Here is a 20,265-nt window from a genome sequence, read left to right as displayed (position 1 = left end):
GTCAATATCAAAAAAATCAAAAAAAGCATAAAAAAAGGCGAAATAAAAAGGGTGTTTTAACCCATCGGTGAAATAGGAAAGATTTTACTCTTAAAAGTTTTAATTATTGATAATCAGATATTTAATAATGTTTCGGGTAAAATATTATGTGTCTGATAATCAGTGTGTTTCATTTTTAAGGTGTTCCGCGTTTTCACTCTCAAAAAATGGAACAGTCCTCTTTTTTAAAAAAGAACGCCGGGCTTTTTTTTATTTTTTTGGAGAATCAAAAAATTGGGACACCCGATTTGTTACAATTGCAAAGGAGGATTTCCCGGTATCACCGAACGTCGGCAAATGAATGATAGTAGCAGGTTAGTTGGTAAAATAGCATCAACGAAATCAGCGTAATCGCAAAAAAGTCAACGGTCATATGTTTTGCGCTATCACAAAGCCGCTTGCCCAGGCCCATTGAAAATTATAGCCCCCAAGCCACCCGGTAACATCCACACACTCGCCCCCAAAAAACAGCCCGGGGACTTTTTTAGCTTCCAATGTTTTGGATGATAATTCATCAGTAGCCACACCACCGCGCATTACTTCGGCTTTGTCATAACCTTTATCGCCGGCAGGTTTTACCTTAAAATCATGAATGAGGGTGCTGATATTTTCTATGTCGGCTTTGGTGAGCGATGCCATGTTTTTTTCGGCTGGGAGTTTATCGCTCAACGCTTCGGCAAACTTGCGGGTATATAAAGATGCGATGTATGCAAGCAACATTTTTTTGCCGTTGGTTTCCTTTTCCTGTTGAATCAGGCCGGCAATGTTTTGATTGGGGAGCAGATCGATGTTGATGGATTCTCCTGGTTTCCAATAGGAGGAGATTTGTAATATGGCTGGTCCGCTGAGGCCCCAGTGGGTAAACAGGATGTTTTCTTCAAAGCTTGCCCTATCGTTCCAAACCCTACAAAAAATGCTATTGCCTGATAATTGCTCATACCAGGACTGGTCTTTGCCGGTAATGGTAAGGGGCACCAGGGCAGGGGCGGTGTCGGTAACTTTTAAACCAAAATTTCGCGCCGTTCGGAGTCCGAAATCGGTAGCACCCATTTTGGGGATGGGCAAACCGCCGGCAGCCATCACTACACTGGCAGCGCTTATATATTCCTGTTTGCCGTTAACTTCGGCCCGAACTGTAAAACCATCGTCAGTTTTTTCTACCATTTTAACTTCGGCATTTACCCAGATCTCCTGGCCAAGGTCATCGCACAGGTTGGTGAAAACTTCAACCACATCTTTGGCTTTATCGCTTACCGGGAAAAGCTGGCCCAGCGTTTTTTCTTTACCGCTGATGCCATAAGTTTCAAAAAAGCTAATGGTATCATCAACCGTCCATTGTGAAAAGGCTGATTTACAGAAGTGTGGGTTTTGCGAAATAAACTGCTGATCGGTAGCGTAAAGGTTGGTATAGTTACAACGCCCGCCGCCACTGATGAGTATCTTGGCGCCAACCCGGTCGTTTTTTTCAAGTACCAGTACCCGCTTGCCTAAAAAGCCTGCTTGTACGGCACACATGAGGCCGCATGCGCCTCCGCCAATTATTATAGCGTCAAAATCTGTTTGTTTTACTAAATTTGTACTCATGACGGATGTTTCGCAAATATCAGAATTTGGAAAGATACTCATCTTTATTATTACTGGGATAATAATGGTGTGCGTGATATTTTTTATCAACAAACTTTTGGCCCCCAATAATCCCAACGCCGAAAAATTAAGCTCATATGAATGTGGCGAAGAGCCTACCGGTAATGCCTGGTTACCCTTTAATCCCCGCTTTTATGTGATAGCGCTGGTTTTCCTGCTTTTTGATGTGGAGATGGTGTTTATTTTTCCCTGGGCAACCGTATTTGGCAGTCATGAGCTTGCAGCACAAGACGCACGCTGGGGCTGGCTTTCATTTGCCGAAATGTTTGTGTTTTTGGGCATCCTGATTATAGGTTTAGTATATGTTTGGCGCAAAGGGGATCTGGACTGGATTAAGCCAACTCCCGTTGTACCGCATACCGATGTGCATATCCCGTCGTCGTTGTACGAACAGTTGAACCAGGAACAAAGCAGGTTTACAGTAAAAGCTTTCAACGCTGATACAGTATCAACTGCTACCGCGACTGTCACTGCTACTGCAACTTCATCAACTGAGCCTGCACGTAAACCTATGTTTAAACCCGCCTTTAAAAAGCCTGCAAATGAGTAACGATATAACAAGTGAGAACGGTGGTGTAGTGGTAACCAAAATGAACGACCTGCTTAACTGGGCCCGTTTATCCTCATTATGGCCGCTAAGTTTTGGAATAGCTTGCTGCGCTATCGAAATGATGGGCTCTATGGCCTCCACCTATGACCTCGATCGTTTTGGTGTTTTCCCGCGCCCATCTGCCCGCCAGGCCGATGTGATCATTATTGCCGGCACGGTAACCTTTAAAATGGCCGAGCGGATTAAACGCCTGTACGAGCAAATGCCTGAGCCTAAATATGTGATTTCGATGGGCTCATGCTCTAACTGCGGCGGTCCGTACTGGCAGCATGGCTATCACGTTGTAAAAGGCGTTGACCGGGTGATTCCGGTTGATGTGTATGTACAAGGCTGCCCGCCGCGTCCCGAAGCGCTTATAGGCGCTATATTAGAGCTGCAGAAAAAGATTGAAGGAGAGCAGTTAATCAAGGCTTAGATGCTAATATAATAGCTATGGATTATTTGCTTCATAAACAGGTGCTAACGCGAGAAGTACTAAATGTTGAGTCGGTATTACCACTTGGAGTAGATTTGAATGAACTTGATGAATTGGGGAATTCTCCATTGCATTGGGCTGTGATGAGAGGCGACCTTGATATAGTTGAACTATTGTTAAGATCAGGCGCCAATCCAAATGTCATTTGTTCGGATGGATATACCCCTAAATGGAGTGCTGCCGATTTCGGGTTGTATGAAATAGAATTACTTCTTGATTCCTATGGTGGTAAAATCCTTACTGATCATAATTTTGATAGAGTTTCATGGTCGGTCTTTAAATCTTTTGTTGGTGAACCAATGCCGGAAGAAGATCGGAGTAGTTCAGGCTTCGTAAACTTCATCAGACGTTATTGGAATAGATTGAGAAGAAGAAAAAGTTTGTAAGTTATGAAAGTCCTGCTCGTTCTCATCATAAGTTTTATCCTTACTGCTGTTATTTCCCGGCTTTTTATTGACGACTGGAATATTATGCTCAGTGGCAATGTTGCCATGATGCTGATGCTTTGGTTTGCCTCATTAGGGCATTTTATGTTTACCAAGGGCATGGTCATGATGATGCCTCCTTTTATTCCTTTTAAAGTGGCGCTGGTTTATTTAACCGGTGTCATGGAGATAATACTCGGGGCATTGCTGATTGTTAATGCCACGAGGCATATTGCAGGCATTATTTTGCTTGTTATGTTTGCGGTCATGCTGCCTGCTAATATCAACGCTGCCATAAAGCACGTGGATTTGGAAAAAGCCACCTACGATGGCAGCGGCCCTGGCTACCTGTGGTTTCGGATTCCCTTGCAACTGTTGTTTATAGCCTGGATATTATATTTTTCAGTTGGGATTTAGTTGTTGATTTTTAAGGATATGGATTATCTTTAAACAATTAACCAATTATGAAAAGGATAACCCAAAACCTGCTGATCATTTTGATCAGTGCTTTATCTGTGTCTGCTTACGCGCAAACATCAAGCCCCAAACAATCATTTTTCCCGAAGGGTACGATATTGTACGGAAATGTAAACTATGCCAGCGATACTTTAAAAAAGCATTTACTGGATATTTATCTGCCTCCAACATCAAAGGAGAGTTATCCGGTTATTATCTGGATCCACGGTGGTGCATGGATGCTGAATGATAAATATGCCGATATGGGCTATATGCAAAAAACTGTTCAGGGTTTTATTGATAATGGTTACGCTGTGGCCTCTATTGATTACCGCTGGAGCACTTCTGCACCATTTCCGGCACAGATCCAGGATTGTAACCAGGCAATTGAGTTTCTTTATCAAAACGCATCAAAATATAAGCTTAACAAAGATAAGTTTGGGGTGATTGGTTTTTCGGCCGGAGGGCATCTGGCATCGTTACTGGCTTTATCCAATAACAATAATATTAAAGAGTTTTATCCCAACGGAAACAAACCTCATTTTAAAATAAAACTGGCGCTTGACTTTTACGGGCCGTCAAATTTCCTGTCGCTTAAAGGTACCGATGTTAATGATCCTAAAAGCCCGGTTAACCTGCTGCTTGGCGCTTATACTATTGAGCGGCCCGATCTGGCCAATATAGCCAGCCCGGTTACCTATGTTGATAAAAACGATCCGCCATTTCTCATTGTTCAGGGCGAAAAGGATGAATCGGTCAATTACACCCAATCGGTTTTGCTAAGTTCATACCTTAAACTTGCCGGTGTTAAAAATGAACTTATTATTGTACCCAACGCGCCTCATTACGGGGTAATGTTTGATGCCGAAGAGATCAGGAAAAGAGTGTTTTATTTTATGAATGAATATCTGAAGTAATAATCAGATCAACTGATTAAAATGGAAGTTACGCTCCTAAAGCTAATACGTAAAAAATATGTTTCATACACAATTTATCGAATCCTAAAAGCATAAATTTACGCTTTTGTAATTTCTGCCATGTTAAAAAAAGAAAACCCGAAAAAGAAAAGTAAACTTGTCAATATCCTGTTCGCCGGGTTTATAACGGGTACGCTTGATGGACTTGCAGCCATGATCCTGAACTATAAAGTAAATCCTGGTGTTATTTTTAAGTTTATTGCCAGCGGGGCCTTTGGACCGGCGGCCTTTGCAGGTGGGGCAGAAATTATAGTTGCCGGGATTGTTTTTCATTATGTGATCGCTTTTATATTCAGCGCGGTGTTTTTTCTGCTTTATCCCTTCTTTTATAATGGATTGCGCAATAAATATTTCGTGGCTGTTACTTACGGGATAGCTGCCTGGCTCATCATGAATTTAGGTGTTGTGCCGCTGAGTAAAATAACCATGAAGCCGGGATATCATATCCCGGTAAGTACTATTCTGACCGGGATGTTAACGCTGATAATTTGTGTTGGTTTACCCGTGGTTTTCATTGCCGATAGAGAAAACCAGAAATTCAAATAGTTATGATGATGGGAATGCAAATTTTAAATACTGACCGTTTGGGCTTGCGCGGATTACTTGAGTCGGATGCACCGCAAATATTGGCTCTCCGCTCCAATGCCGAAGTGAACAAACACCTTGACCGTGCTGCTAATACCACTGTTGATGAAGCGCTATCATTTATTAAAAAGATAGAGGTTATTGTGAGTAATAACGAAGGCTTTTATTGGGCTATAACCTTAAAAGACAAGGATGAGCTGATAGGAACCATTTGTTACTGGAACCTTAATGCTGCCAATAAAAGTGCAGAAATAGGTTATGAACTCCACCCGGATTATCATGGGCAGGGCTTTATGCAGGAAGCCATTTCAGCGGTTTTGGCCTTTGGTTTTAATGATCAGCATTTTGAATTGATAACTGCCTGCCCGAAACAAGGGAACGAAAGTTCTATGAAGTTATTGAAGAAAACAGGTTTTTCGTTTACGGGAGATTTTACAGATGCGGAAACTGGCAGCACATATCTCGATTTTAGAATGAATAAAGCCGATTACTTAACAGGCCTGTCATAAATGGAAAAACCCGGCGTCAACAGCCGGGTTTTTCATGGATTTAAAATTAAACTAAGTATTTTGTGATTAAGGCATCATGATGCCATTAATGCCATGTACAACACCATTGCTGGCCTCGGTGTCAAATGCGGTAACCAACACTGCATTGCCTTTGGCATCGGTGATCTGCAAATTGCTTTTATCATTTACAGATAAATGCAATGTTTGCCCGTCGATGGTTTTTAGGTCGGCTTTGCCTTTGCCTGCACCTAAGGCCTTAATGATATCGGTTTTAGTGTATTTACCTGCTACCACGTGATACTTCAGTATCGGAGCAAATTTAGCCGGATCTTTCATTAGGGCATCAAATTGTGCTTTTGGCAATTTACTGAAAGCTACATCATTGGGGGCAAATATGGTGAACGGGCCGGCTGCCTGCAATGTTGGCTCAAGCTGAGCTGATTTTATTGCAAGCGCCATTGGCGCGTAGTTAGTTGAGGTCGACATCACACCAACCACATCGCCTGATGCGGCAGCTGTTGATGTTGCAGGAGCAGCAGTTGCTTTAGTAGTGTCCTTTTTGGTTGTATCCTGTGTTTGGGCTATTGCCTTGTTTGATAAAAAACCAATAGCTAATAAAGCAACGGCTATTAAAACTGACTTTTTCATGTTCATCTTTCTTTCTGTTTTTATTAGTGAATTAAAATGTAATGAGTAGCCGTTTATGTCGATATAAATTAATTAAAAGTTATTTATTTGGTGAATTACTATAGTTTAATAACTTTTAATTATGCTAAATGGTTTTTAATTTATTGACATTTGTGGTTAAACACGTGATGTTCAGGGGAGAAAAAAGAGTGGGAGGTAGCAGATTTGAGACGCAAGATTTGAGATTAAGCGTTGGGGAAAAGTAAATTATGCGTCTCTATAAATAGAAACGACCACCCGGACGTATCAGGTAGTCATCTATCCGTTTGCCGCTTGATAAAGAGATTTATTGCCGGGCTTTTTGCAATTCGTCAAATTTTGCAATGAGCTTATCGATACTCTTAAGATTGTATTTATGCTCATGGATCTGATCAACAAGGTCGGGTTCATCTCCCATGATATCGCTCATAATATCTTCAAAATTTTCATCGGTGAGGCGTTTCATAGCTGCAGTGGTTTCACCATAATAATAGGTCGTTTTTGAACTTCCGCCCCGGCCACCGCCGCCGCCAAGGTTAATGCCGATGCCGCCGCCAATTCCGCCGCCGTAACCACCGCTTCCGTAGCCTGCTGATATCCCGGGTGTAATACCAAAGCCACTGCCTCCTCCGCCTTTACCGCCCTTTGCCATGAACAGTTTCACCGGCTCATCAAGCACCACTTTTACAAAGTCGGTTTCTTCCTTGGTCCACGATTCGTTTGCCGGGGCGTGTGCCACAACAAAGCTGTCCTGACCAACAACATACGATCTTAAATCGCTAGCGCTTAATTTATATGGATTAGTTTTTTCGTTTTCCTTAAACTCAATGAAACCTTCACCTTTAATTGGCCCTTTTCCTGAAGGATTAGCGCGGATCAGTCCGGTTTCGCGGTTGCCCTTTACATCAGTAAAGCTACCCTGTTGCCATTTTTGCGATTTTGCTGATACAAAACACAGCATGAAAAATAAAATGATTAAAATTGAGCGCATAACGAGTTCTGAATTCTGATACAAAGAACGCAAATTTTAACTTTTTAATATGATCACTGTTGATTTCCGAAGCGATACTGTAACCAAGCCAACCCCAGGCATGCTTGAAGCTATGTGGAGCGCCAAAGTAGGGGATGATGTTTTTGGCGAGGACGAAACCATCAATGCCCTTGAAGCTAAAGCTGCCCCTATGTTTGGTATGGAAGCTGCTATCTTTTGCCCATCAGGTACCATGACCAACCAGATAGCAATTAAATGCTTTACCCAGCCGCTTGATGAGCTCATTGCCGATCAAACCGCACATGTTTACAGGTACGAGGGCGGGGGCATTGCTTTTAATTCGGCAGTATCAACCCGGTTGTTGAATGGTTACCGGGGCATCCTTACGCCCGAAATGATAGAGCCGGAAATCAATGCTGAAAACATCCATTACCCGCATACCAGTTTGGTGGTGCTCGAGAACACGGTTAATAAAGGCGGCGGCAGCTGCTACACGCTTGAAAATATCAAACCTATTGCCAACCTGTGCCGGGAGAAAGGTTTAAAACTTCATCTTGATGGTGCCCGGATCTTTAACGCGCTTACGCATACCGGTGACGCTGCGGTTGAGTATGGCAGATATTTTAATGGTATTTCGGTTTGCCTGTCAAAAGGATTGGGTGCACCCGTAGGCTCAGTTTTATTAGCCGATAAGGAAACTATTAAATATGCACGCCGCATCCGTAAAGTGTTGGGTGGTGGTATGCGCCAGGCGGGCTTTTTAGCTGCCGCGGGGATTTACGCGCTTGACCATCATGTTGAACGCCTGAAGATAGACCATGCCCATGCGCGTATTCTGGGTGAGGAACTGGGTCGATTGCCATGGGTAAGCGATGTAATTCCGGTTGAAACCAATATTGTTTTATTTGATACGGTTGAACCGGCTGCTGCGGTGCTTGCCAAACTTGCAGACAAAGGCATTAGGGCAAGCGATACAGATAAAAACCGGATCCGCTTTGTAACTCATTTAGATGTACATGCCGAACAGGTGGAGTATACAATAAGGGTATTAAAGGGGTTGTAAATTTAGATGGCTTGCCAACACCATTGTACTGATTGACATTTATTTAATACATACTTAATAGTTAAAAAACTTTGAGAATGTGACCGTTTTATATTTTTTCAAACATTTTTAATTTCTTTACAGTTATACGTTGGTTTCATCGATATAATTATTAATGCTGCAAATACTGCGAATTTTATAATATTTGCGGCAACCATACATTAGCCTATGTTTGAATTTACTCAATCAAATGAGAAGGAACTGCTTTTGCAAGTGGCTCAGGGTAATGAGTTTGCTTTTCGTCAATTGTTTTCTGTTTATCACCAGCGTTTAGGCGTTCATATCTTGCGTATAACCCATTCTGCTGAACTGGCTGAAGAGGTTGTACAGGATGTGTTTATGAAGATCTGGATGACCCGCGAAACGCTTACGGCGGTTGATAATTTTAAAGCTTACCTGTTTGTAATTTCAAAAAACCATGCTTTAAACTGTTTGCGCAAAGTTGCCCGTGAGCAGATGCAGCTTAAAAAGTTGGAAGAAACCCGCATTGTACCTTTTAATGCCGAAGTTCAGGAAACAGATCATTATTATAATTTGATTGATGAGGCCATTGATCAGCTGCCGCCTCAGCAGCAGAAAGTTTACCTCATGAGCAGGCATAACCGCTTAAAGTATCATGAGATTGCCGATGAGCTCGAGCTATCCCGCGAAACCGTCAAGAAATACCTTCAAATTGCCACCTCATCCATAAAAGATTATGTGCATGAACATATGGAGGCGATAGCGTTAGTAATGGCGCTGATTCATTTTTTTTATTTTTTTTAAAAAGTAATACCCCCTTTTTTAATCTCACAGGTGTCATACATATGAGATCTGCCCAACTCACTGTAGCCAATTATACAGTTATACTGAAAAACATTTACTATGAGCGAACTTTACGCCCGGCTTGATTATTTGTTTCACACTTATTATAATGGCACTGCTACGCCAGCTGAGCGCGATGAATTATTTGAGATCATCAACTCATCGGCAACCGATGCGGAGCTTGCATCGCTCATACATCATGCCTGGGATAAGCTTGACGATCATGGGCCGCTTTTTGACCGCTCGAAAAGCGAGGATATGCTCATGCAGATTTTAAGAACTAATCCCGAACAATCTGTTGCTGCACCGGTAAAGAATAATAACCTCCCCTGGAGAAGGTTAGGGGTTGCCGCTTCACTTTTATTACTTGTTGGGTTCGGCGCTTACATTTACAGCAATCAAAAAAAGCTGGTTATTGAAAAAAAAGACATTGCCAAAATTCATCCTAAAAATGATGCTTTGCCTGGTGGCAACAAAGCAATTTTAACATTGGCCAATGGCAAAACTATTACGCTTGACAGTGCGCAAAACGGCCTGCTGGCGCAACAGGGTACCACCCGGATCAATAAAACCCGCAACGGTCAGCTGGTTTATGAAACCGGTACTAATGTTGATGCTCCGGTAATAAATACTGTTTCAACTCCGCGTGGCGGTCAATACCAGTTGGTTTTGCCGGATGGGAGCAAGGTTTGTTTAAATTCGGCATCATCATTAAGCTTTCCAACCAGGTTTACGGGCAAAACTCGTGAGGTCACCATCACCGGCGAAGCTTACTTTGAGGTTGCCAAAAATCCGCAGATGCCTTTCAGGGTTAAATCCGATAACACTACAGTTGAGGTTTTAGGTACGCATTTTAATATCATGGCCTATAATGACGAGGCCGAAATGAAAACCACATTATTAGAAGGATCAGTAAAAATAAGTAACGGCACTGCAATCGGCATTTTAAAACCCGGACAGCAGGCTGTACTCAATAAAGCAGGCAGGCTCAAAGTACTTAACGATGTTGATGTAGATGATGAAATAGCCTGGAAAGACGGCATTTTTCAATTCAGGGATGCGGGGATAGATGCCATTATGAGGCAGGCTGCCCGTTGGTATGATGTTGAGGTGGCCTACGAAGGTAAAATACCACAACGAGAATTTACAGGCCGAATCTCCCGAAACGTAAAAGCATCTCAATTAATGAATATGCTTGGTTATGCCGGGGTAAAATTTAAAATTGAGGATAAGCGCATTACCATACAACAATAGCATAATTATTATACCTACTATATTAAGCAACCAATTGTTAACAATTTAAACAACCCTATGATGGAAGAAATACCTGAGATAAGTTAGCCCGACCCTTGGGATCAAATTGGTAAAACGGTTTATCATGCGTTCAAACATGTGTATCAAATTCCAAAACCAGCATATGAAAAAACCGGGAAGTATTCGCAGTACATTCCCGGCATAAACATCTGGGTCCCAAATTTCTACAATCGATGAATTGAAAGTTAATGTTTAACCCAAACTCTACAAACTTATGAATTTTAATTCTAAGGCCACGCCTATGGCATGGCCTCAATTACGCAAATTTATATTGGCCATGAAGCTAACTGCCTTTATTATAATTGCGGCCCTTACCAATGTGAGTGCCAAAAGTTATAGCCAGATAGTTACTTTGCACCAAAAAAACACTACCGTTGAAAAAGTACTCCGCTCAATTGAAAAACAAACAGGCTATCATTTCATGTATGATAAGCAGGATGTATCAAAGGCCGGAGCAATCAACATTGAAGTTGCAAACGTATCTATAGAAAATGCGCTTGATCAATGCTTTAAAGATCAGCCGCTTACCTACAAAATTTTTGATCAAACCATTGTTGTTAAAAAGAAGGATGAGCCTGTTGTATCCCAGGTAGCTGTTGCTCCAATTAAAGTAACGGGTACGGTAAGCGATGCCAAAGGCCCTATCCCTGGTGTTACCGTTAAGGTTAAAGGTACCAATGTTGGTGTACAAACTGATATTAATGGTAAATATACCGTCAACGCGCCTGATGCCAACGGAACATTGGTATTTACATTTATAGGATATACAACCCAAAATGTGCCTATTGGCGGCAGGAGCCAGATTGATGTTGTATTGGCAGAAGAACCAAAAGCATTGAGCGAGGTGGTTGTGGTTGGTTACGGTACCGCAAAAAAGGTCGACCTTACCGGTTCGGTAGGTAGCGTAGGTGCAAAACAGTTGCAGGAGCGCCCGCAAACCAATCTTGAGCAGGAATTGTCTGGTAAAATTGCCGGCGTAAACGTATCAAGTAACTCAGGTGCACCAGGTGGCGCAACCAAAATCCGTATCCGTGGTTACAGCTCTATCAATACCAATACCGATCCGTTATATGTTGTGGATGGTGTGGTTTGGACAGAAGGTGGTAACGCCATTAACCCTAATGACATTGAAACTATCGACGTACTGAAAGACGCTTCATCAACCGCTATTTATGGTACACGCGGTGCAAACGGTGTAATTTTGGTTACCACTAAAAGAGGTAAAAAAGGCGGTACCATTTCTTACGATGCCTATATGGCGGTAAATCATATGTTTAAGGAGATACCCGTTCTTAACTCAAAACAGTTTATGCAGATTGAGGACGTTTCTTACGCCAATATCAAAAAATATGACCCTACCGGCTGGGCTGCGGGCGACTATACCGACCGTAACCCGGTAACGCAAAGAACAGCCCTTATCGGTAAACTATTCGATCAAAATTTAAATCCATTATATGACGTTGACTGGCAAAAAGCTACAACCCGTACTTCGGTAAGCCAAAACCACAACGTTTCGTTCACCGGCGGTGCCGAAAATGTAAACTACGGTTTGTTCCTAAACTATGCCGATGATGAGGGTATTATTCTTAACAGCTACCTGAAACGTTATAATGTGCGTTTAACTTTTGATAACCAGATAAAACCATGGGTAAAAGTTGGCGCTACGTTAAACTATAATTACCAGGATGGCCGCAACCAGGATCAGGGCACAGGCGGTAACAACATCCCGCGTATGTTAATTGAGATGGTGCCTTTTATTCCTGTCAGATATCCCGACGGAACCTACGGCAAACGTACTGATTATCCTAACCTTGAAGGCGGTGATAACCCGGTAGCACAAGCTAGCGAAATTCAATCTCTTACCCGCAACCGTATCTTCAGCGGTAATGGTTATTTGAATTTAAATCTGTTGCCAGGTTTGGAATTCCGCAGCGTTTTGGGTGTAACTACATCTGCCAATTATAACCCGGCTTCTCAAAGCGGGCTTGTTGGCGGCCCTGTTGCAGGACAAAGCTATAGCTCGGCCTCGATAGAGGAGTTTAACAGGACGTTTTGGCAATGGCAAAACTATTTTACCTACAACAAAACCTTTAACAAGGTACATACTATAAACCTTGTTGCAGGTGCCGAACGTCAAAACTATCAGCAACTTCGTTTAAAAGGATCAACAGGTACATTGTCTGACGATTTTTATGAGTATTATAACTTATCTGCTGGTATTGTACCTAACAAACCAGAGTCTGATTATGATGCATGGCAAATGCAGTCGTTTTTTGCCAGATTGAACTATAACTACAACGAGAAATACCTGTTAACTTTAACGGGGCGCGAAGACGGCTCCTCACGCTTTGGTACTAACAAAAAGTACGGCTTTTTCCCTTCTGCTGCATTTGCATGGCGCGTATCTCAGGAAGATTTCTTAAAGGATAATAAAACTATATCAGATCTGAAATTGAGGCTGAGCTACGGGTTAACCGGTAATTCCGAAATTGGTGAATATCGCTCACTCGCAAATATTAATACAGTTGGCTACGCCTTTGGCGGCAACAGTGCGGTAGGTACTACGCAAACCTCGATAGGTAACGAGGATTTGCAATGGGAAAAAACTGCGGAGTATGATTTAGGCTTTTCATTGGGCTTGTTTAACAATCGTTTAAACATTGAAGCAGATGCTTATCTGAAAAAGACAAAAGCATTGCTTTTAAATGCACCGCTGCCAGAAACAAGCGGCTTTCAAACCGTATATAAAAATATAGGTAAGCTGCAAAACAAAGGTCTCGAGTTCACGATCAATGCTACTCCTATAAAAACACAGGATTTCACCTGGAACTCAACCTTTAATATTTCATTCCTGAAAAACAAGATCCTGCAGTTAGGTGCATCTAATGATGATATCTTCCTTGCTCCAACCTTCCTTTCGCAATTTAACCTGATGCGTGTTGGTCTTCCGGCCGGTAGTTTTTATGGTTACAAAGTGCTTGGAACCTGGGGAACTGCTGAGGCGACCGAAGCTGCTAAATATGGCTTGTTACCAGGCGACCTGAAAATACAGGATACCAATGGCGATGGCAAAGTTAGCGCTGACGATAAAGTGGTATTAGGTAAATCAATACCTGATGGTTATGGTACTTTCAGCAACAACTTCCGCTACAAAAACGTTGACCTGGGTGTTGATCTGCAATTTAATTACGGTAATCAGATCATGAACCTTACCCGCCACTCAGGCCAGGACCGCACTGGTCAGGCAAAACAGCTATGCTACCGTACTTAACGCCTGGACACCGACTAACCAAAACACCAGCATTGCCGAAAGCAGGCCCGCTTATGTACGTTATCAAACCGAAATTTATTCAACCAAAGTTGAAAGCGGTAATTTTATTCGCGGCAGGGCGGTAACACTTGGTTATACTTTTAATGACAATATTCTTAAAAAGTTAAAGTTAAGCCGTTTAAGGGTTTATGCGCAGGCACAAAACCTGTTCCTGATAACCAAATATACCGGTTATGATCCTGAGGTATCAACCTACAATGCCTCAAGCAACTTTACACAGGGTATCCAGTTTTATGATTATCCAAAACCACGTACTTTCCTGTTAGGTGTTAATGTTAGTCTTTAATTAAAAAATGTTAAAACATCATATTATGAAATTTAACTTTAAAAAATACCGGGTAGGTGGTCTTTTACTTATCCTTGCTGCAGCTACAGGCAGTGGTTGCAAAAAATATCTTGATGAAAAAAATAGGAGCAACTTTGTTAAGGATAATTATTTTGTCAGCTCAAACCAGGCCCTAACCTTTGTAAACGGTTTGTATAACGTAATGTATTTTTTTCAAAATGGAGATGCTTATGGTGAAAGCCCTTTTATTACATTGGAGTTGTTTGCCGGCCATGCCACTTCGTTAGGACAGAGCGTAAACAATGGTAACGTAATCCATCAGCGTACAGATGCGGTTAATCCCGGTTTTGAAACAGTATGGTACAACTGCTACAAAGGTATCGCCAATGCAAATCTTGCCATTGAAAAGATCCCTGGCATATCACCTATGGATGATGGCTTAAAAAAGAAACTGATAGGTGAAGCTTACTTTTTCAGGGCATTTTATTACTACCACCTGGTACGTTTATATGGTGATGTTCCGCTGATTACCGCGTCGCAAACAGTGAGCAGCCCTGATCTGTATCCTTCACGTACACCTGTGGCCGATGTTTATAAACAAATCATCAGCGATTTGCAGGCAGCCGAAGAATCAGGTATGCCGAATACTGATGCAAGCGGTCGCGTTTCATTGGGGGCTGTTAAAACCTTATTGGCCAGCGTTTATTTAACAACAGCAGGCTTCCCGCTAAAACAAACCGAAAACTATGCTAAGGCAGCATCAGAAATTGAGCCTGTTTTAGGCTGGTATTCTTTGTTTCCTGATTATGCATTCCTGCATGATAATGCGCACAAAAATCAGCAGGAATTAATATTCCAGATTAATTACCTGGTAGGCACTCAGACTAATGCTATCCCTCAGTTAACTATTCCGTTTAACCTGTTGGTTGGTGCATATGGAGATCACCTTGGCGCTATGATCCCTACCAATCAGTTTGTGGCAAGTTATGAGGCGGGCGACCTGCGTACACAGGAGCGCCAGTTTTATTTCTCAAGCTATCCTCAATACGGTAACCCAGGCAACATCATTCAGTTTGGCGAACATGCACTTTATAAATATTTCCATGTTGAAAGTGCTGCTCAAAGCGGTCGAAGTGATGAGAACTGGACTTTATTGCGTTTGCCCGAAGCTCAATTGATCTATGCTGAAGCAACTAACGAGGTGAGCGGGCCAACTGCTGAAGCTTATGCCGCTGTTAATGCTATCCGTGCACGCGCTAAACTTGCGCCATTGAGTAATTTAACCAAAGATACCTTCCGCCAGGCAATCTGGAGGGAGCGCTACCATGAACTCGCTTATGAAAATAAGGCATACTTTGATATGCAGCGTACCCATATGGCCTACCTGCCGCAATCAAACACTTTTGCCGACCCTACCGCTTCGCAAACAGAGCAGGGCGTAACCTTTAAAACTCAATATTACCTGTGGCCTATACCACAGCGTGAAATCAGCACTAACAGTAAATTAACCCAAAATCCGGGTTGGTAATTGTATAATGCAAATAATACACTTAAAAGACTGGCTATATCAAGCCAGTCTTTTATATTTACGGCTGGTAAAACGTTTCATCAAAAATCAAATATTTAAACAATGAAAAAAGCCCTGGTACTTATCACATCAGTGTTGTTGGCGTCCGGTACTTTTGCTCAGCAGGTAAATAAGGTTACCGATCCTGTTGAATACATCAATCCGTTGATGGGTACCGACTCGCACTACGACCTTTCAAATGGTAACACTTATCCCGCTATTGCCCTTCCCTGGGGGATGAATTTCTGGACACCGCAAACCGGTGTTATGGGCGACGGATGGGCGTATACTTACGATGCGCACAAGATCCGCGGTTTTAAACAAACCCACCAGCCATCACCATGGATGAACGACTACGGGCAGTTTGCCATTATGCCGGTCACCAAACATGCAGTAGTAGGCCAAAATAAAAGGGCAAGCTGGTTCTCGCACAAAGCCGAAACTGCCAAACCATACTATTACAGTGTGTACCTGGCCGATCATGATGTAACTACCGAAATTACTCCAACTGAGCGTTCGGCACAGTTCAGGTTTACTTATCCTAAAACTGATAGCTCCTTTATCGTTATTGACGCACTGAACAAAGGCTCATACGTAAAGATCATGCCCGATCAAAAGAAGATTGTAGGCTATTCAACCAAATATGCGCGCGGCCCGCTTAAAAACTTTAAAAACTATTTTGTTATTTATGTGGATAAGCCAATCACCTATGCACATACTTTCGGCGATACTACGCAAGCTGATGGCCTGGAGCTAAAAGCTGAACATGCAAGCGCTCTGATAGGTTTTAAAACTACGCAAGGCGAAAAAGTTCATTTGCGCGTAGCTTCATCATTCGTCAGCATTGAACAGGCCGAGTTGAACCTGGAGCGTGAGCAGGGTAAAGACAGCTTTGATGTAACTTGTCAAAAGGCAAAAGCTGTTTGGAACAAAACCCTAAACCACCTGCAGATTGAAGGCGGCTCTGTTGATCAGATGCGTACCTTTTACTCATGCTTTTACCGCATGGTATTTTTCCCGAACAAATTGTATGAGATAGATAAGGATAACAAGATTGTACACTATAGTGCATCGACAGGTAAAGTATTCCCGGGTTATAAATTTGCCGGTACCGGCTTTTGGGATACCTTCCGGGCGCTATATCCCTTCCTGAACCTGGTTTATCCATCCATCAATAAAGAAATGCAGGAAGGCCTCATCAATGATTATAAAGAAGGTGGTTGGTTGCCTGAGTGGTCGAGCCCGGGGTATTCTGCGGTGATGATCGGTAATAATTCGGCTTCGGTGGTTTCCGAGGCTTATTTGAAAGGTTTACGCGGGTATGATATCAGTACTTTGTGGGAAGCTTTGGTGCACGGCGCAAATAATGCCGGTCCGCAGGCTACAGGCAGAGAGGGAGTTGAGTACTATAACAAATTGGGTTACGTGCCTTACGATGTTAAGATCAATGAAAACGCAGCCCGTACTTTAGAGTATGCATATGATGATTTTGCGATTTATAAATTAGGCAAGGCACTGGGCAAACCCGAATCAGAGATTGGCATTTATAAAAAACGTGCCATGAACTATAAAAACCTGTTCGATCCGGAAACAAAACTGATGCGTGGTAAAAACCAGGATGGTACTTTTGAAAAACCATTCAGCCCGTTTAAATGGGGTGATGCCTTCACCGAAGGTAATAGCTGGCATTACAGTTGGAGCGTTTTCCAGGATATGCAGGGCCTGATTGATTTAATGGGCGGACGTCAGAAATTTATTACCAAGCTGGATTCGGTATTTAGCATGCCACCGGTGTTTGACGATAGCTATTACGGCGAGACCATTCATGAGATCCGCGAAATGCAGATCATGAATATGGGGCAATACGCCCACGGCAACCAGCCTATTCAACATATGATTTACTTGTACAATTATGCAGGTGAACCATGGAAAACCCAGTTCCATGTGCGTGATGCTATGGCGAAGTTATACAAAGCTACTCCGGATGGTTATTGTGGCGATGAGGACAATGGCCAAACATCGGCATGGTATGTGTTCTCGGCTATGGGCTTTTACCCGGTAACTCCGGCCAGTGATCAGTACGTTTTGGGTACACCACTGTTCAAGAAAATTACGCTAAATCTTGAGAATGGTAAAAAGGTAGTGATCAATGCAGCTAACAACAGTCCGGCTAATAAATATATCAATACGTTAAACGTTAACGGCAAGCCATATGATTTAACCTGGTTAAGCCATTCGGAACTTAAAAAAGGAGCGGTACTTAACTTTAATATGGCTCCTCAGCCTAATAAGGCAAGAGGCGTGAAGGTAAGTGATGTTCCATATTCGTTGAGTACGGAGTAGCCCCCTAACCCCTGAAGGGGGAACAATGGTGGATATTTTAATAACAACCAAGGCGAGGTAAATCCTCGCCTTGGTTGTTAAACGGCTACTGCCGCGGGCTTTCAGCCCGTGGTGAACCATCGTGTCAGCTTTCAGCTGACGTAAAAACAAAATCCGAAATCGAAAATCCCAATTCCGAAATCAAGAATTAATGCCATTCTTCCCGGTACACAAATTTGGGCATTTGCCAGTTATATTTAATAGAAAGTAAACGTAATGCAAGACCAATAATACAAGCTATTACAATTGCCACTCCATTGGGGGCACCCATATGTTCGAGACCTAAATAGCATGCCCCAGTTACAATGGATGCACTGGCGTAAACCTCCTTACGGAACAGCAAAGGTACTTCATTACACAAAACATCGCGAAGCACACCACCTGCACAGCCAGTTATCATGCCGCTTAGCAAAATGATAAGCCATGGCAGATCAATCTGCTCAGCTATCTGGCAGCCTATAATAGTAAATACTACCAATCCCAAAGCATCCAGGTAAAGAAACAGCGTTTTCATTTTGGTCATGAGGCGTGCGATGATGGCGGCCAATATCGCTGCTGCTGCGGTAATCACTAAATATTCGGGATGTTCGACCCAGCTCATGGGGTAATGATTAAACAATATGTTGCGAACGGTGCCGCCGCCTAAAGCTGTAACCCAGGCTATGATACAAACACCAACCCAATCCATATCCCGGCGCCCGGCTGATAATGCCGCTGTCATTGCTTCGGCAATAATGGCTATAATGTAGAGAATGTGAAGCATACAGGTAGTGAAGGGTTTATTTATACGCCAATATAATAAACCTTTATTGAATATGCTATAGTTCTCCCTTAGCGGGGGGCGGTTTCATCCAGTCCTTTCCTTCCGTAAAGCGGGCTACCAGCATGGCAGCAGCCGTATCGCCGGTTGCATTCAACAATGTGGCCATTGGGTCAACCAGCGTACCAATAATAATGGCAGGAGGGAGCGCTTCGGGCGGAAAACCATAGGCCGAAATAAAAAGCAGCTCGCCAATATAACCGCCATTGGGTATACCGCCTTCAACCAGGCTTACTAAAACTGTCATAGCAAGGGCTATGATTATAGTTTCAGCGTTGTCAAAGCTTTTACCAAACAGCGCGAAAACTACAGCCATTTTTACTATTGACGAAATGCTTGAACCATCTTTGTGCAAAGTGCCACCAAGCGGAATGGTAATATTGGCAATAGCATCAGAGATGCCCATTTTTTTTGCGGCATCCAAATTTGCCGGTATGGTGGCAATGCTGCTGCAAGTTCCTACTGCTGTAGCAGATGGTATAATATTATTTTTCCAGTATCGCTTAAACGCGCTAACACCCCCTGCGATAAAAGCATACAGACTGAATATCGCCAAATAATAAAACGCACCAACCCCGTAATATAAAGCCATAGAACGCGCGTAACCGCCAAACAACTGCGGACCGAACACTCCAACCTGGTAAGCAAAATAAGCCCCCAGGCCAATAGGGCCAATTTTCATGATAAGGCTGAAAATATTTTTGAAAACCTCATTGCCGCTATGTAAAAAAGCTGCAAATGCTTTGCCTTTTTCGCCTGCATGCAGTGTAGCAAAGCCGGTGATCACGGCAAAAATGATCATGGCCAGCATGCTTTTGCGGGATAACAGCTGGTAAAACTCACTGGTAGTAAAAAGGCTTGTTAACTGATCGCCGAATGGTTTTTTGGTGATAGCTTCAGTTATGGGGCTGGCAACAAGGTGCTGATGGATAGGGAAGATCCAAATAGCTATAATGGTAACCATAGCAGCTACTAAAACAGTCGACACAAATACCAGCGAAGTAACGCCTAATAATTTGCCCAGTTTTTGCGAACTATCCAATGCTGCAATAGCCGATGCTATGGCAAAGAAAACCAGCGGCACAACGGCAGTGAACAGCAGGTTCAGGAAAATATCACCAATAGGTTTAATCACTTCAACTTTATTCCCTAAAACTGCCCCGGCGATACTTCCAATAATAATGCCTGTTAGTAATAAGATAATGCCTTTATAGTTTTTAAACCAGCTGTTCATTGTGCTAAGATAATTGTTTAACCTCTGTTTTATTGTAGAGACAATTGC

The 20,265-nt window shown here is 42.7% G+C and carries 18 protein-coding genes; 13 read left to right on the top strand and 5 right to left on the bottom strand.

Features of this window, described 5'->3' with window-relative positions; translation table 11 throughout:
- Positions 1 to 408: 408 nt before the first annotated feature.
- Entirely contained in the window at positions 409 to 1,623 is a 1,215-nt protein-coding gene (locus ABID99_RS14080) for an NAD(P)/FAD-dependent oxidoreductase (protein WP_373614111.1), read from the bottom strand.
- Here ABID99_RS14080 and ABID99_RS14075 point away from each other — a divergent pair.
- The 7 genes from ABID99_RS14075 to ABID99_RS14045 all read left to right on the top strand — a co-directional run bounded on the left by ABID99_RS14075 (position 1,622) and on the right by ABID99_RS14045 (position 5,720).
- Entirely contained in the window at positions 1,622 to 2,233 is a 612-nt protein-coding gene (locus tag ABID99_RS14075; protein ID WP_373614110.1) for an NADH-quinone oxidoreductase subunit A, read from the top strand. The two genes, ABID99_RS14080 and ABID99_RS14075, sit on opposite strands and share 2 nt — an antisense overlap.
- Positions 2,226 to 2,708: an NADH-quinone oxidoreductase subunit B gene (locus tag ABID99_RS14070; protein ID WP_176624065.1), complete on the top strand. Its 483-nt coding sequence runs from the start codon at positions 2,226 to 2,228 to the stop codon at positions 2,706 to 2,708. The genes ABID99_RS14075 and ABID99_RS14070 overlap by 8 nt, the downstream gene beginning before the upstream one ends.
- A gap of 17 nt (positions 2,709 to 2,725) precedes the next feature.
- A complete protein-coding gene (locus tag ABID99_RS14065) occupies positions 2,726 to 3,154 on the top strand; it encodes an ankyrin repeat domain-containing protein (RefSeq protein ID WP_373614109.1) in 429 nt (142 codons plus the stop codon).
- 3 nt (positions 3,155 to 3,157) lie between these two features.
- Entirely contained in the window at positions 3,158 to 3,610 is a 453-nt protein-coding gene (locus ABID99_RS14060; RefSeq protein ID WP_373614108.1) for a hypothetical protein, read from the top strand.
- A gap of 47 nt (positions 3,611 to 3,657) precedes the next feature.
- A complete protein-coding gene (locus ABID99_RS14055; RefSeq protein ID WP_373614107.1) occupies positions 3,658 to 4,566 on the top strand; it encodes an alpha/beta hydrolase fold domain-containing protein in 909 nt (302 codons plus the stop codon).
- A 120-nt stretch (positions 4,567 to 4,686) separates the two neighbouring features.
- A complete protein-coding gene (locus ABID99_RS14050) occupies positions 4,687 to 5,172 on the top strand; it encodes a hypothetical protein (protein WP_373614106.1) in 486 nt (161 codons plus the stop codon).
- Between the two features lie 14 nt (positions 5,173 to 5,186).
- The gene (locus tag ABID99_RS14045) at positions 5,187 to 5,720 is read left to right on the top strand and encodes a GNAT family N-acetyltransferase (protein WP_373614105.1); all 534 of its coding nucleotides are present in this window, start codon (positions 5,187 to 5,189) and stop codon (positions 5,718 to 5,720) included.
- A 66-nt stretch (positions 5,721 to 5,786) separates the two neighbouring features.
- Here the strand turns inward: ABID99_RS14045 and ABID99_RS14040 are convergent, their stop codons facing one another.
- Positions 5,787 to 6,368 (bottom strand): fasciclin domain-containing protein, encoded by a 582-nt coding sequence (locus tag ABID99_RS14040; protein ID WP_373614104.1) that lies wholly within the window; start codon positions 6,366 to 6,368, stop codon positions 5,787 to 5,789.
- Positions 6,369 to 6,693: 325 nt separating this feature from the next.
- Positions 6,694 to 7,347, bottom strand: a complete 654-nt coding sequence (locus tag ABID99_RS14035) for a hypothetical protein (protein WP_373614103.1) — start codon at positions 7,345 to 7,347, stop codon at positions 6,694 to 6,696.
- Between the two features lie 79 nt (positions 7,348 to 7,426).
- On the opposite strand from ABID99_RS14035, the gene ABID99_RS14030 reads away from it, so the two are divergent.
- The 6 genes from ABID99_RS14030 to ABID99_RS14005 all read left to right on the top strand — a co-directional run bounded on the left by ABID99_RS14030 (position 7,427) and on the right by ABID99_RS14005 (position 18,124).
- A complete protein-coding gene (locus tag ABID99_RS14030; RefSeq protein WP_373614101.1) occupies positions 7,427 to 8,440 on the top strand; it encodes a low specificity L-threonine aldolase in 1,014 nt (337 codons plus the stop codon).
- Between the two features lie 207 nt (positions 8,441 to 8,647).
- Entirely contained in the window at positions 8,648 to 9,244 is a 597-nt protein-coding gene (locus tag ABID99_RS14025) for an RNA polymerase sigma factor (RefSeq protein WP_188831714.1), read from the top strand.
- 99 nt (positions 9,245 to 9,343) lie between these two features.
- The gene (locus ABID99_RS14020) at positions 9,344 to 10,537 is read left to right on the top strand and encodes a FecR family protein (RefSeq protein ID WP_373614099.1); all 1,194 of its coding nucleotides are present in this window, start codon (positions 9,344 to 9,346) and stop codon (positions 10,535 to 10,537) included.
- 274 nt (positions 10,538 to 10,811) lie between these two features.
- Complete coding sequence (locus ABID99_RS14015; protein ID WP_373614097.1) at positions 10,812 to 13,868, top strand: TonB-dependent receptor; 3,057 nt, start codon at positions 10,812 to 10,814, stop codon at positions 13,866 to 13,868.
- 371 nt (positions 13,869 to 14,239) lie between these two features.
- Positions 14,240 to 15,742, top strand: a complete 1,503-nt coding sequence (locus ABID99_RS14010; RefSeq protein WP_373614096.1) for a RagB/SusD family nutrient uptake outer membrane protein — start codon at positions 14,240 to 14,242, stop codon at positions 15,740 to 15,742.
- Positions 15,743 to 15,844: 102 nt separating this feature from the next.
- Positions 15,845 to 18,124 carry a GH92 family glycosyl hydrolase gene (locus tag ABID99_RS14005; protein WP_373614095.1) on the top strand — a complete coding sequence of 760 codons (2,280 nt, stop codon included), beginning with the start codon at positions 15,845 to 15,847 and terminating at the stop codon, positions 18,122 to 18,124.
- Positions 18,125 to 18,311: 187 nt separating this feature from the next.
- On the opposite strand, the gene ABID99_RS14000 is transcribed toward ABID99_RS14005, so the two are convergent.
- Positions 18,312 to 18,926 (bottom strand): trimeric intracellular cation channel family protein, encoded by a 615-nt coding sequence (locus ABID99_RS14000; protein WP_090524888.1) that lies wholly within the window; start codon positions 18,924 to 18,926, stop codon positions 18,312 to 18,314.
- Positions 18,927 to 18,981: 55 nt separating this feature from the next.
- Entirely contained in the window at positions 18,982 to 20,217 is a 1,236-nt protein-coding gene (locus tag ABID99_RS13995; RefSeq protein ID WP_373614094.1) for a dicarboxylate/amino acid:cation symporter, read from the bottom strand.
- Positions 20,218 to 20,265: the final 48 nt, after the last annotated feature.

This window comes from Mucilaginibacter sp. OAE612 (assembly GCF_041806395.1).
Taxonomy (GTDB): Bacteria; Bacteroidota; Bacteroidia; order Sphingobacteriales; family Sphingobacteriaceae; genus Mucilaginibacter; species Mucilaginibacter rubeus.
The sequence above is the reverse complement of the archived record's forward strand: the minus strand, read 5'-3'. Positions and strand labels throughout refer to the sequence as shown.

Excerpts from the sequence above, each read along its gene's own strand:
- ABID99_RS14075 (WP_373614110.1), top strand. The coding sequence starts at position 1,622 with ATGACGGATGTTTCGCAAATATCAGAATTTGGAAAGATACTCATCTTT.
- ABID99_RS14080 (WP_373614111.1), bottom strand. The coding sequence starts at position 1,623 with ATGAGTACAAATTTAGTAAAACAAACAGATTTTGACGCTATAATAATT.
- ABID99_RS14070 (WP_176624065.1), top strand. The coding sequence starts at position 2,226 with ATGAGTAACGATATAACAAGTGAGAACGGTGGTGTAGTGGTAACCAAA.
- ABID99_RS14065 (WP_373614109.1), top strand. The coding sequence starts at position 2,726 with ATGGATTATTTGCTTCATAAACAGGTGCTAACGCGAGAAGTACTAAAT.
- ABID99_RS14060 (WP_373614108.1), top strand. The coding sequence starts at position 3,158 with ATGAAAGTCCTGCTCGTTCTCATCATAAGTTTTATCCTTACTGCTGTT.
- ABID99_RS14055 (WP_373614107.1), top strand. The coding sequence starts at position 3,658 with ATGAAAAGGATAACCCAAAACCTGCTGATCATTTTGATCAGTGCTTTA.
- ABID99_RS14050 (WP_373614106.1), top strand. The coding sequence starts at position 4,687 with ATGTTAAAAAAAGAAAACCCGAAAAAGAAAAGTAAACTTGTCAATATC.
- ABID99_RS14045 (WP_373614105.1), top strand. The coding sequence starts at position 5,187 with ATGCAAATTTTAAATACTGACCGTTTGGGCTTGCGCGGATTACTTGAG.
- ABID99_RS14040 (WP_373614104.1), bottom strand. The coding sequence starts at position 6,368 with ATGAAAAAGTCAGTTTTAATAGCCGTTGCTTTATTAGCTATTGGTTTT.
- ABID99_RS14035 (WP_373614103.1), bottom strand. The coding sequence starts at position 7,347 with ATGCTGTGTTTTGTATCAGCAAAATCGCAAAAATGGCAACAGGGTAGC.
- ABID99_RS14030 (WP_373614101.1), top strand. The coding sequence starts at position 7,427 with ATGATCACTGTTGATTTCCGAAGCGATACTGTAACCAAGCCAACCCCA.
- ABID99_RS14025 (WP_188831714.1), top strand. The coding sequence starts at position 8,648 with ATGTTTGAATTTACTCAATCAAATGAGAAGGAACTGCTTTTGCAAGTG.
- ABID99_RS14020 (WP_373614099.1), top strand. The coding sequence starts at position 9,344 with ATGAGCGAACTTTACGCCCGGCTTGATTATTTGTTTCACACTTATTAT.
- ABID99_RS14015 (WP_373614097.1), top strand. The coding sequence starts at position 10,812 with ATGAATTTTAATTCTAAGGCCACGCCTATGGCATGGCCTCAATTACGC.
- ABID99_RS14010 (WP_373614096.1), top strand. The coding sequence starts at position 14,240 with ATGAAATTTAACTTTAAAAAATACCGGGTAGGTGGTCTTTTACTTATC.
- ABID99_RS14005 (WP_373614095.1), top strand. The coding sequence starts at position 15,845 with ATGAAAAAAGCCCTGGTACTTATCACATCAGTGTTGTTGGCGTCCGGT.
- ABID99_RS14000 (WP_090524888.1), bottom strand. The coding sequence starts at position 18,926 with ATGCTTCACATTCTCTACATTATAGCCATTATTGCCGAAGCAATGACA.
- ABID99_RS13995 (WP_373614094.1), bottom strand. The coding sequence starts at position 20,217 with ATGAACAGCTGGTTTAAAAACTATAAAGGCATTATCTTATTACTAACA.